Source organism: Spiroplasma tabanidicola, from assembly GCF_009730595.1.
GTDB classification, from domain to species: domain Bacteria; phylum Bacillota_I; class Bacilli_A; order Mycoplasmatales; family Mycoplasmataceae; genus Spiroplasma_A; species Spiroplasma_A tabanidicola.
In genome coordinates this window covers 808,846-822,014 of record NZ_CP046276.1, presented here as the reverse complement: position 1 = coordinate 822,014, position 13,169 = coordinate 808,846, and the positions used below count along the sequence as shown (strand labels likewise).

The following is a 13,169-nucleotide window of genomic DNA, read 5'->3' as shown; positions in this document are numbered from 1 at the left end:
AAAGCACTTTTAATTAAAAGTGCTTTTTTATAATAAATAATATTGAAAAGCATAATTAATTGCACTAAATTTATTTAGATAAACTAATTTACAAACTTTTGAAAAGATAAGGTAATTATGTATAATAAAAATTAAGTAAGAAAGAGTTAATAAATATGGATGTTAAGTATAAGTTTTTAAATGAAATAAATAAATTATCGCCGCAAGAAAAAGAAATTAGTAATTATATTTTAGAAAATTTAAATAGTTATAAAGAACTCTCTTTAAAAAATATATCTAATAAAATAAAATGTGAACAAAGTGCTATTACAAAAACTTTAAAAAAGCTTGGTTTTAGTGGTTTAAAAGAACTTAAAATTAGTCTTGATAAACAATTTTATTTAGATCAAGAAAAACAAAACGATAATGATTATTCATTTTTATTGCAAAGTTTTTTGGAAAAAATAATTACAAGTATCAAAAAAACAAACGATGATTTAAATTTTGAAAATTTTCTAAAACTATCAAAAACATTACTAGTCTCTAATAAGAAAATTAAAATATTTGCAACAGGTAAGACAAAAATTATAGCTCAATTGTTATTTTTTCAGTTAATTGAAATGGGATTTATTGTTGAAATATTTTCGTCACTTTATGATATTAATGCTTTTGAAGTAGAAGATAACATTGTAATATTAATATCTTTATCTGGTAATAATAGCAAAATTAATAGATATTTAAACACAATTTATAATAAAAAGTCTTATAAAATAATAGCTATTTGTGGTTCTTATAATTTTTTTTTAGATAAAGAAGTAGATATTCTTATTAAAAGTAATGAAACTAATTTTTTTGTTGATAATAATAAGGCTAATCCATTTGTTGAAAAATATAACCTTTTATATTTGATAGATCTTTTATTATTAATTTTGTCTATAAATATAGATGAAGATAAAAAACATTTTAAAAGTAAAATTAAATCAAATAATTTCATTAATTAATAAATTTTACATAAATTGTAAAAAAAGAAAATTTATACTTTTTTTAAATACCTGCAAAATAAATATAATTAAAGCAGGAGGAAATAGAGTATGAATAAAAGTATAAAAATAAATTACAAACATTTTTTTGGAAAATTACGTTCTTCACTTGAAGGTTTTGGAAGAGCTATTTTAGTTCCTGTTACTGTTATTCCATTATTAGCGTTAATTGGTAGTATTGGATATGCAGGACAAGCAATTGCTACACAAGCGGGAACATATACAGGAAATGTAAAAATTGCATTTGATGCAATAAAAAACATTGGTATGATTGCAATATCTAATATTGACTTTTTAGTAGCTGTTGGATTAGCAGCTGGACTTGCAAAATCAGAAAAAGTTTCAGCAGCACTTTCTGGATTAATGGCATATGCAGCAATTCACTTTGCAGCAAACTTAATGCTACAAAGTGTATATCCAGAGATGTTAAAAACACCTAAAGAATTTGGTCTTTCTACAAGATTTGGAGTAACATCATTCCAATATAGTGCCTTTGGAGGTATGATAGCAGGTTTATTAGGATTTTATATACATAAATTAACTTATAAATTAAAATTTCCAGAGTTTCTATCATTTTTTGGAGGCCCAAGATTTTCACCGGTTGCTTCAACTTTGGTTGCTTGAATCATTGGTATGCCACTTGGTATTTTATGAATATATATCTCTCAAGGTTTAAAAGCTGTTGGGAATTCTTGACAATATTTAGATGCAGGAGCTCCATTTTTGTATGGAGTCGCAAATAGGGCTTTAATTCCATTTGGATTACATCAAGTTTTAAATTATTTCTTATATTATACATCAGTAGGTGGAGAATGAATTTCTCCTTCTGGAGAAAAAATTGAAGGAATATACAACATTGCTATAGCTAAATTAGGATCAGGAGAATTTATAAAAGCAAAAGACACTTGAATTGTTAATGGAACATTTCCTACAAATATATTTAGTTTAACAGGTGCTGCATTAGCGATGTACTTCTGTATTCCAAAAGGAAATAGAAAAGTTGTTGGTAGTGCCATAATATCAGCTTTATTGGCATCAATGTTAGCTGGAACTACAGAACCCTTAGAATTCACATTTTTATTTTCAGCTCCAATATTATATGGTATCCATGTTTTCTTTACAGGATTCACTTATATGATTATGTACGTATGTAATTTTGCTCAAGTTAGCACACGAGGAAGCGGTATAATAACTTGATTAGCGGTAGATGCCATAAATTGAAATAAAATTCAAAACGTATGAGGTTTATTTGTAGTTGGACCTATAATGGGGGCATTATATTTCGGTACATTCTTTATATTGATAAAAAAACTAAATCTTAAAACTCCAGGTAGAGATGGTAAAGTTGCTGTTATTGGTAAAGATTTAAAAAAAGTTGATCAATCAGAAAATGTAAATAAAAAAATAAAATCTAGTACAAAAAATAAAAAAGAAGAATATGATGAAGAATTTATAAAAAACATTATTGATGGTTGTGGAGGGCCAGAAAATATTAAAATAATGGCAAATTGTGTCACAAGACTTAGAGTAACCATGTTTGATAAAAGTAAGTTTAACAAAGAATTGGTTGATAAAACAAAACCTTATGGATATGCTGAAATTGGTGATCAAATGCAAATAATATATGGACCAAGAGTTACAAACATAGCAACTATAGTTAGAGAAAAATTAGGAGTTGAAAGCTAATGCCTTTTAAAAATATTTTAAATAACATTTATCTTGGCGATCAATTTTCTTTAAATTTAATTGATCATCAATGTGAATTAAAAATAGGTGACATATATTATAATATTTTAAATTCTAAAAAAGAGTATAACTATAAAAATCAATATTTCATTTTAAGTGGTGATAAAATGGCTATTAATATGAAAGATTCACATGATCCTGATGACTTTTGTAATGATTTGTTTGTACCAGCAATTAAATTCCTAATTGAAAATAGTGAAAAGACAAATATTTACACTCATTGTCAACTAGGTGTTAGTAGAAGTGCTTCAACTATATTCATTTTTCTAGTTGTTATGAAAGTTTTACCACATGATAATTTTAAACAGGCTTTAAAAAAATATATAAAAGATTTTTATCCGTATATGAAATTAAACTTAGGAGTTTATAAATTTTTGGAAAATAATTTCCCATTTAAAGAAATAGCAAATAAAATGAACACAAACTGAGGTGATCTATAATGGGATATATAATTGATGCTGACTGAAATGTAATTAATATTTATGAAGGTAAAAAACTTATTAAAAAAGAAAATGCTATGGTACTAAGAAATTTATTAAGTAATGAAATAATTGAAATAGGTGATGGTTGTACAGAAAAATTAAAAGAAAACATAAATATGTTAGCTATAAATTTTAGCGAAAATAGAAAAATAAATTCTTTTGAAGATTTTGAAGTAAGAATATTTAAATTATTAGAAACAAATAATATAAAAAACTTTAAGTTTGTAAATAGATATAATTTAAAAAAACAAGATAATATAGAGATGATTTCTGAAATAGATTTTTTGAACTCTTTGATAGAAGAAGAAAATGAAGTTTATATAGAATTAAGAAAAAAAGAAATTATTATATTTTTTGTTAAAGAGCAAAAAATAGAGATTATAAGAAAAGGATATGTAAATATACTTTCTTATATTAATAGTTATTTTTATTTAAATCATAACTGTACTTTGAATACAAAAAAAACAATAGATTTGCTTAATAAAATTAGTAAAAATATAGAAGTAAAAAGTGTTATTTGTAGAAGTTATGAAGATGGCAGTGATGTTCTAATTAAAGTTGAAGATTTTGAATTATTGTTAAAACCTTTAAAAAATTTAAAAGAAGAAGTTAATACAAAGATTGTGAAATATAAAAATATTAAATTTAATAATGATTATGAAGAGGTGTTTAAATATGTTAGTTAAAATTTTTGTTCCTTTAATACTTTCTATAATATTTTTGGTTATAGGCATAATAATTAAAATATTTATTGTTAACAAAAAAAATTTTAGTTTAAGCATAACAAAAAAAGGTTTTTTTGGTAACTTCATAAGAAATTTACCAGTTGCATTTTACACATGCTCTATATTTATATTATTATTTTGTATTATAAGTCCTTTAATGTTATAAAATAATTAATTTTTTAAAAACCTAATCTGTTATTTTGAAGGATTAGGTTTTTTTATTAATTAATTATTTATTACAAATTTATTAACAAATATATATAATAATTTGTAAAAGAGGTATTTATGATAATTTATAGAAATAACGTTGATGGATTTAATGAAGATGTAGATAATGGTATTTTAATTGAAAAAATTAAAGAAGAACTTAAATTTAAAATGAATAAAAAAGTAAATATTAATGAAGAAAATAGTTGAAATAATTCCTTAAGAGAAATGAGAATAGTTTTTTCAGATAACGATATTAGTAAAAATATTGGAGTAGCAATAGAATATAATTTGCCAAGAAGTAGTAAGAGAATTGATATTATTTTGTCAGGATTAAATGATGAAAAAAGAAGAATTATAATAATTGAATTGAAACAATGACAAGAGTGTATAAAAGTTATAGGTAGTGATATGATTGTTGACACTTATGTCGGAGGAAGAAGAAGAGAAGTTAGTCACCCATCTTATCAAGCTTTTGCGTATGGAAGATTTTTGAATGACTTTTCAGAAGTGGTTTATAGTAATAAAAATATAGAAGTTTTAACATGTGCTTTTTTGCATAATTATGATGTTGATAAGCATCCTGATATAATTGATAGTCAATATAATGATTATTTATATGATGCACCTTTATTCTTTAAAAAAGATCTTAAGAAATTAAGAGATTATATTAAAGAAAATTTAATAAGTGGTGATAATGCTCAACTTATAGATGAGATAGATAATGGTCAAATAAGGCCAGGTAAATCAATTCAAGATAGTATGCGTGAAATTATTGATAATAATAGTGATTTTTACTTATTAGATGATCAAAAAGTTGTATATGAAAAAATAGTTTCTTTATCTGTTAAATCAAAAAAAGATAATAAAAAAAGAGTTTTAATAGTGCCTGGAGGACCGGGTACTGGTAAAACACTAATAGCTTTAAAAGTATTATCTAGTTGTATTCAAAAAGAACAAAATGCAATATATTGTTCTAAAAATGCTTCTGTAAGAGAAGCGTTTAAAAAACTAATTTTAGATAAAAATGAGGATAAAAAATTTACAAAAGTTAGATTAGATAATTTGTTTAAAGGCTCTTCTATATTTTCTGATTTGCTTAAAAATCATTATGATTTAACAATAGTTGATGAATCGCATAGGCTAATTGAAAGAAGTCAATATACTCCTATTGGGAAAGGCTACAATAATCAAATTAGAGAAATAATTTGTGAATCTAGAGTTTCGGTTTTTTTTATAGATGAAAAACAACTTGTTACTAATAGTGATATTGGAACAATTAAAGAAATTAAAAGACAAGCTAAATTAGAAGGAATTTTAGATGAAAATATATTAGAATTTGAAGAACTTACTTCTCAGTTTAGATCTAGTGGTGCAGATGACTATATTCAATTTATAGATAATATTTTATATGATGGATTAAAATGTGATATGTCATTTAGAAACGCTTTTGATTTTAAAGTTTTTGATAACCCACAAGATATGTATGAAGCAATTGTTAAAAAATCTAAATGTTGCTCAGCAAGGGTATTGGCAGGTTATTGTTGAAATTGAGTGTCAAAAAAAGATAAAAAACTGTATGATATTGTGATAGGTAATTTTAAAAGGCAATGAAATTTACAAAATGATAAGTATTTTATGCTTGAAAAAAACTCTATTGAACAAATTGGTTGTATTCATACCTCTCAAGGATTAGAAATTGATTATGTTGGAGTTATTATAGGTCCAGATTTGATTGTGAAAAATAATAAAATAGAAACAGATTGAACAAAAAGAGCATCTACTGACAAATCAATAAAAGGTTTAAAAAAGCTTGATTCAAAAGTTTCTTCTGAAATAGGAGATTTTATAGTTAGAAATACATACAACGTTTTGTTAACAAGAGCGATCAAAGGATGTTATATTTATTGTATAGATGAAAATTTATCAAAGTATATTAAAGATAAACTTAATGATTAAAAAGGGAAGGATATATTATGCATTATTCTGATTTAAGTTCTACAAGTTTAGTAGAAGCTATTAAAAGCTTTATAAATAAAACAAATACTTTTTATATAATAAGTCCTTTTATAACCAAGGAAGCATTTTATGAATTTGATAAGGAACTTGAAGATTTTTTTGGTAGAAATGGAAAATTAAAAATTATAACTTCAACATTTACTGAAAGTGGAGAGTCATTTAATTATGATGATCTTTTTTATATAAGCAAAAAGTATAAAAGAAATATTGAAATTAAAGTACAAATTGTTAAAAGAGGAGAGAAACCTTTACATAAAAAAATTTATGGTTTTATGTATGAAAATGATTTTGATATCATTTTAGGAAGTGCAAATTTTACATATAGAGGATTATATGGCAAAGAAATTTCTTCGTTACAATCTAATGAAAGCAAACAAAACTTATTAAATGAGATTGAATATATGTGAAATGAACAAGGTAATTATAAATTAGTTAATTTTAAAGAGTTATCAAAGGAAGATTGAATTAAGATGGAAAATAACTATTTTAATCCTTTTAGAGATAAAGAAAATGATAATAGTGGTTTTATATTAAAAGATTATCAACAAGAAATAATTGAAAAGTATAAAGAAGATCTTTTTGAGTATAAAAATCATAGTGTAATTTTACCAACAGGAACTGGAAAAACTATTGTTGCAGCTTTTATGTTTTTGCATTTACAAGATGTAATTGATAAACCAAAATTATTATTCACAACACACAGAACAGAAATTTTAAATAATGCTTTTAATAGATTCAAACAAATTGTAAAAGGTTTTGAACCAGTATTAATTGATACAAATAATCAAAAAATTATTGATTTTGAAAGTATAAAAAATAAATCTGTTTTTGTTACTAATAAATTATTAAAAAATCTAATTGATAAAAATAAATTTAATAAAAATCAGTTTGATATTATTTTTTATGATGAGGCTCATCATTTTGATAATGAATCTGAAACAAATATTTTTGATTATATTTTTAAGTATTTTAATCCGACAAATAATATTGCTTTAACAGCAACACCTGAAAGAAGACAAGGTTTAGAAAGTATAACAAATATATTTGATAATGTTTTGTATCATATGGAATTACATGAAGCAATTGAAAAAAAACTAGTTTGTGAAATAAATTATTATTTAATGCATGATAAAAGTGAAATAAAACTTACAAGAGATGATTTAAACAGTGAAGTTAAGTTGCTTTTGAAAGCAGATAATTTAAAAAGAAATAGTTTAGTTTTAGATGCAATTAGAAAATATTTAGAATATTGTTTTACAACTATAATATTTTGTATAAATATAGAACATGCAAAAAGAATTAATGAAATTTTAATTAACAACGGCTATAATTCAGATTACTTAGTGTCAGATGATATAAATAGATCTGAAAAATTAGATAAATTTATTAACAAAAAATTAAATTTTCTTTGTGTGGTTGATATTTTAAATGAGGGAATTGATATACCTGAAATTGATAGTGTTATTTTTTTGAGACCAACTCAATCTAAAACAATATATTTGCAACAATTAGGGAGAGGTTTAAGAAAGTTCAATGATAAGAAATTAAAAGTCATTGATATAGCTACAAATATAGAAATAAAAGATTACTGATTAAATAGATTTTGCAATTTAATCACTGAAACACAGTTAGTTGAATTAGTTGATAACAACTGTACTAAATTTTCAGGTTTAACATTTGATTTTGATGAATTAAGTTACAATGAGTTATTAAAAAAATTAAAACAGCAAAAAGATGTTCTGTATAAAAATAGTTTATCTAATTACATAGTTTGAGATTTAAAATGTTTTGAAATATTATCAGAAACCAATAAGGATTTTGTTTTAATATTTGATAAAAATAGTAGATGATGATATGAGATTTATGAAGTTAATGGGGATAATTTAAGTATTTTTGATATAAATGATACATCTTACAATCTTGTCTACAAATATAATGGATTAGATTTTTCTGAATTTGATATTTTAAAGTTTTTAAAGATTACTAAATCGGAAGATGATTTAAAAATCACATATATTCATAATAACATCGAAAAAATTAATGAATATTCTAAAAGAAAGATTAATCAACTGCCATATAACTATAGCTTATCTGTATTTCCTAATGCAAAATATATACAAGAAGGAAAAATTTTATATAAAAAGTTTAAAGAAAATAAAACAGCTTATGTTAAAAAAACTAAAAATGGTTATATTTTACTAAAAAACTCTTGAATATATCCTTATAAAAGAAAATTAATAGATAAAGATGTAATAAAAGTTTGAAATCAATTAAATGTACCTGAAAATTTTGATAGTTTATTTGAGATTAAAAATGATTATTTTTTTGCTAGAAGTAAAATTTTAGCGGATGTAATTGTTGGTGGCAATTCTTCTTTTCCAAATGAGTTATCTTATGAAGATAATAAAAAATTATTAAGAAATCATTATATAAGTAATATATGTAAAATATTAAACAAATATGATTTATAAAATTAACTATATTTTTTTTAATAATAGCGGGTTATAAAATAAAAGTAATTAAAAAGTATAAAAAAGGTGAAAGGTTAAATTATGCAAACTGTAATTATAGTTTTATTATCAATTGTAATAATATTGATATCAATCTTCATGATTATTTTTTTCACTAGAAAAAGTAATGTAAAAATAGAAGGTGTAGACAAAAATGATATAGAAATTCTAAAAAGAGATTTAGAACTTGAAAACGAAAAAAGAGCAACTAATATAAATACTTTATTAAGCAATATAATAAGTGAACAAAAAAATACTATTACTAAATCAGAGTCTGATCTTAAAACATTTTTAAGTGATATTTCTTCAAAATCAGATAAAAACTTAAATGATACCGAAAGACAAGTTAGAGATTTTATTTTAAAACAAGCAAACGAAACAAAAAATAAATTAGATAGTTCCACTACAAAACTAGAAGAAGCATTAAAAGCAATAAATGAAAAAACTATACCAATTAGCGAAGTTAAAGAAAAGGTTAGTCGTTTAGATAATTTATTAAGTCAAAATAATAAAGCAGGTAAAGCCGGTGAATACATGCTAGAAAGAATTTTATCTAATATTGTCAATCTAAAAAAATCTGATAATATTTTATACGAAGCCCAATATAAAATGATAAAAAAAACTAATGATAACAAAAGTTTAATAGTAGATTTATTTATAAAAGGTGATTCTACAAAATTTATTAATATTCCAGTTGATGCTAAGTTTCCATTTAATGCTTTTGAAAAGTTGTCAGGTTTAGATCTTTCTTCTGAAGAGTATAAAAAATATTTGAATGAATTTATTAACGATTGTAAAAACAGAATTAAAGAAACCGAGAAATACATAAGTGAAGAAGATAAAACGGTTTATTCTGTAATGTTTGTGCCAAGTGAAGGTATATTTTCTTTTTTATGTGAGCAAACTCAATTGATAGATTATGCATTTAAAAGTAAAGTTATAATTGCAGGTCCAAGTACATTAACTGCTATTATTTATTCAATTGATAATTATATGAATCTTTTTGAAATGATTAGTAGTTATGACAAGAAAATTGATATCTTAAAAAAAATTTTAAAATATATAGAAAATTATGATGAAGAAATGACAAAACTATTTGAAATAATAAAAAAACTTCATGATCAATATTTAGAAGTCATGAAAAAAGATAACTCATTGAAAAAAATGTATAAAAATTTATCAATAGAAAATAATATAAAAGATGATTTATAATCATTTAGTAAAAATAACTTAAATTGAAAAAATAATAAGTTAAATATTAAGTTATTTATAGATCTAGTATTTAAAAATTATAAAATATAACTATATAAAAAGGAGGATAAAATGAAAAAATTATTATTACTATTAAACAGTTTAAACATTTTAGTATTTTCAACAGGTTCAATTATTGCGTGTAATAAAAAACCAGCTGATACAAACCAAAACAATAATAATAACAATGATACAAATCAAGGAGGATCAACTTCTTCAACACATACTAAAAGAGATTTAAATTCTATAAAAATTAAAGAATTAGGAGATATTAAAGGAAGTAATAAATTACCAACTTTACAAGATATTTTATCTAAACTTTTAGATGTAAATAAAGAAGAATTTTTTACTACAAGTGATGTTAAATTTTCAAGTGATCCAACTTTAAAAGAAGCAAAAATTGAAGCTTTAGCAACTTCTACAAAAGTATTTGGATCAACTACTATTACTTATAATTATGTACAATTAAAACCAAGTTTTGCACAAGAAGAAATCAATTTATATATTAAAGTATTTGAAGAAAGATCGTTTTCTATAAGAATTAATAATCCAGTAGTAAACCAAAAATTAGAAGTTATTGTTCCAAGTGAAGAAAGAGATGCTAAATGCTTAAAAATAATAACTCCTGAAACATCTTCTAATAATAGTGATGGTGTATTTACAATAAAATATAAATTAGAAAAATATATAGATAGTGGACAAGGTGAAGAAGAAAAATATTATTTTGTAGCACCAATTTTATTAAAATATGATGGATTAGAAAAAATAGTTCATGTTGAATGTTCAAGAATTAATTTATATCAAGATATAGTAGACACTGCAATTGTTGATCTTGGAGAAATTGATATGGAAGGAGATCATCCCACTTTAGAAGAGGTATTAAAAGCATGAAATGGTTCAGAAAATACAAGTAGAGAAGATAAACCTTGACAAGCTTATAAATTAACTACAAATGATGTTAAATTAGATTATTGAAATGAAGAAGAACATGTTGGACCAGAACTTATGTCAACTTATAATAAAGATTCAGCATATTCTAATTTTATTCAAATAAAATTTGAAAAAAAAGGTGCTAATGAAAAAGTGGATAGGTAAAATAAAAACTAATATTAACTTATTAAATATAATTCTCTAAGTATACATTATGTTAAAAAAAACATAAAATTATACAAGGAGAATTTTTTATATGGCAAATCATAAAGGCAACAAATCAACAATTTTAGACTTAAACGCTAAAAAAGATCTTGTGAATAAACATTTCAATGAGCATATTTTTTACAAAAAATTATCAATGATTTATAACATTTCTTATTCAGCAGCTAGAAGGATGTTTATAGATTGAGAAATTTATAGAGAAGCAGCACTTATTTCTAAAAATGGAAAGCACAACAAGCACAATGGTAAAATTAAGATTAATTCAAAAATTCAAAAGATAAAAAAATAGCAGAATTAAATAAAAAATTAAAAGGACTAGAAATGGAGAATGAAATTTTAAAAAAACTCAGTGAACTAATGGAGGATTCAGAAAAAGAGTAATAAATTACTATAAAACCATAGAGAAATATAAAAATAAGTACACTGTTTTATCATTATGTAAACTATTTAAAATTACAAGAGCAAGTTATTATAGATGATGCTGTAAAGGTAAACCAGAATATGATTTAAAAATTGATATGAATCTAGCTCTTAAGATTAAAAATATTTTTACAAATAATAATGGAATATATGGATCACCTAGAATTAGAATTATTTTAAATAATCAAGGTTTAGAGGTAAGTCAAACCAAAGTAGCTAGGATTATGAAAATATTCAAATTATATTCAATTATAAGGGTAAAAAAAATGTATAGAAAGCCAAAAGAAATTAAAACAATTACTCATGGTCCAAATTACGTCAATAGAAACTGATCAATATTTTTAAAAAACGAATGTTGAGTAACTGATGTTTCTTATATACCTTTAATAAAAAGTTTGCTTATTTAAGCATTATTAAAGATGCTAATACTGGTTTTATTGTTGGTCATAAATTATCACTAAAAAATGATGTTGAACTATATAGAAAAACGCTTGAAAAGGCATCTTTTTATAGAAATGATTTATCTAAAAAGCTTATGATTCATTCTGACAATGGAAATCAATACACTTCTATATTTGCGAAAAGATATGCTAAAAGAAATAATATTATTATTTCGTTATCTAGGCCCGGCAATTCTATAGATAATGCAATGTGTGAAACTTTTTTTTCATCATTAAAAGAAGAATGAAAACAACAACTAAAACAAAATAACTTTTTAGATTTAGAAAAATCAATTGATAATTACATAGAATTTTATAATTATGAAAGAATAATGGTAAAACATAAAACCCCACCAGCCTATGTTTATTTAAAACTAACACAAAATAAAAAGAATGTTTCAAACTATGTTGAAACATTCTTATAAAAAACATTATGTATACTTGACAAAGTATATTTAGCATTTTAATAAATTGTTATTTTTTATTTAGATCTTAGTTTAAAACTAAGTTCTATTAAAAATTGCTATTAAAAACATTTGTAATGTTGATCTAACTCATTTTTAGTTTCAAGCATTTGCATAACCATGCACATTTATTTTACAATTTATAGTTGCAAAAAAATAGTTATTAGAAAAGAAAAAAGAAACTTAAGTTGAACTTGTCAATTAAAATTGACATTAAAAAGATACTTTCTCCATACGAATTTGTATGGAGTTTTTTTATACTTTAATATAGGTCTTACGTAATTATAAAACTCAATATAATCAGAAATTACATTATATATATTAGAATAATTTAGCTCATTTACTTTATAAGTATAAATACACTCGTTTTTTAAAGTTCCAAAAAACGATTCACATGCACCGTTATCAGGAGAATTTCCTCTTCTCGACATAGAAATCTTTATATTATTAGAATCACATAAATATTTTCAAGTTTCATTTGTGTATGGCGAACCTTGATCAGAATGAATAAGTTTTGGTTTAACTTTTTTTGTGATTGCAGATTTTAAATTTGTATGGCAAAGTTCATTACCAGGTCTTTTAGAAAGTTTTCAATCTACTATTTCTGAACTGTATAAGTCTTTAATGACTGATAAATAAACCATCCCTGAACTTGTTTTAATGTAAGTAACATCTGTAACCCATTTTTCATTTAAGTTATTTGCTTTAAAATTTCTGTTTAAAATATTTTT

Annotated in this window: 12 protein-coding genes; 11 read left to right on the top strand and 1 reads right to left on the bottom strand. The window is 23.0% G+C overall.

Going from position 1 to position 13,169, the window contains the following annotated elements; translation table 4 throughout:
• Positions 1-155 precede the first annotated feature (155 nt).
• The 11 genes from STABA_RS03685 to STABA_RS03635 all read left to right on the top strand — a co-directional run bounded on the left by STABA_RS03685 (position 156) and on the right by STABA_RS03635 (position 12,399).
• Positions 156-980 carry a MurR/RpiR family transcriptional regulator gene (locus tag STABA_RS03685; RefSeq protein WP_156006664.1) on the top strand — a complete coding sequence of 275 codons (825 nt, stop codon included), beginning with the start codon at positions 156-158 and terminating at the stop codon, positions 978-980.
• A 90-nt stretch (positions 981-1,070) separates the two neighbouring features.
• On the top strand, positions 1,071-2,705 hold the full coding sequence (locus STABA_RS03680) for a PTS transporter subunit EIIC (RefSeq protein WP_156006663.1): 1,635 nt from the start codon (positions 1,071-1,073) through the stop codon (positions 2,703-2,705).
• A complete protein-coding gene (locus STABA_RS03675) occupies positions 2,705-3,205 on the top strand; it encodes a protein-tyrosine phosphatase family protein (protein WP_156006662.1) in 501 nt (166 codons plus the stop codon). The genes STABA_RS03680 and STABA_RS03675 overlap by 1 nt, the downstream gene beginning before the upstream one ends.
• Positions 3,205-3,933, top strand: coding sequence for a hypothetical protein (locus STABA_RS03670; RefSeq protein ID WP_156006661.1), 729 nt, complete (start codon positions 3,205-3,207; stop codon positions 3,931-3,933). The genes STABA_RS03675 and STABA_RS03670 overlap by 1 nt, the downstream gene beginning before the upstream one ends.
• 324 nt (positions 3,934-4,257) lie before the next feature.
• Positions 4,258-6,138 (top strand): DUF2075 domain-containing protein, encoded by a 1,881-nt coding sequence (locus STABA_RS03665; RefSeq protein WP_156006659.1) that lies wholly within the window; start codon positions 4,258-4,260, stop codon positions 6,136-6,138.
• Positions 6,139-6,155: 17 nt separating this feature from the next.
• On the top strand, positions 6,156-8,669 hold the full coding sequence (locus STABA_RS03660) for a DEAD/DEAH box helicase family protein (protein ID WP_156006657.1): 2,514 nt from the start codon (positions 6,156-6,158) through the stop codon (positions 8,667-8,669).
• A gap of 81 nt (positions 8,670-8,750) precedes the next feature.
• On the top strand, positions 8,751-9,920 hold the full coding sequence (gene rmuC / locus STABA_RS03655) for a DNA recombination protein RmuC (protein ID WP_156006655.1): 1,170 nt from the start codon (positions 8,751-8,753) through the stop codon (positions 9,918-9,920).
• A 111-nt stretch (positions 9,921-10,031) separates the two neighbouring features.
• Positions 10,032-11,054: a hypothetical protein gene (locus tag STABA_RS03650; protein WP_156006653.1), complete on the top strand. Its 1,023-nt coding sequence runs from the start codon at positions 10,032-10,034 to the stop codon at positions 11,052-11,054.
• Between the two features lie 91 nt (positions 11,055-11,145).
• Positions 11,146-11,403 carry a hypothetical protein gene (locus tag STABA_RS03645; RefSeq protein WP_156006651.1) on the top strand — a complete coding sequence of 86 codons (258 nt, stop codon included), beginning with the start codon at positions 11,146-11,148 and terminating at the stop codon, positions 11,401-11,403.
• 229 nt (positions 11,404-11,632) lie between these two features.
• Positions 11,633-11,941, top strand: coding sequence for an IS3 family transposase (locus STABA_RS03640; RefSeq protein WP_156006649.1), 309 nt, complete (start codon positions 11,633-11,635; stop codon positions 11,939-11,941).
• Positions 11,887-12,399, top strand: coding sequence for a DDE-type integrase/transposase/recombinase (locus STABA_RS03635; protein ID WP_156006648.1), 513 nt, complete (start codon positions 11,887-11,889; stop codon positions 12,397-12,399). The genes STABA_RS03640 and STABA_RS03635 overlap by 55 nt, the downstream gene beginning before the upstream one ends.
• Before the next feature lie 179 nt (positions 12,400-12,578).
• Here the strand turns inward: STABA_RS03635 and STABA_RS03630 are convergent, their stop codons facing one another.
• Positions 12,579-13,133: an IS3 family transposase gene (locus STABA_RS03630; protein ID WP_281349618.1), complete on the bottom strand. Its 555-nt coding sequence runs from the start codon at positions 13,131-13,133 to the stop codon at positions 12,579-12,581.
• Between the last annotated feature and the right edge of the window lie 36 nt (positions 13,134-13,169).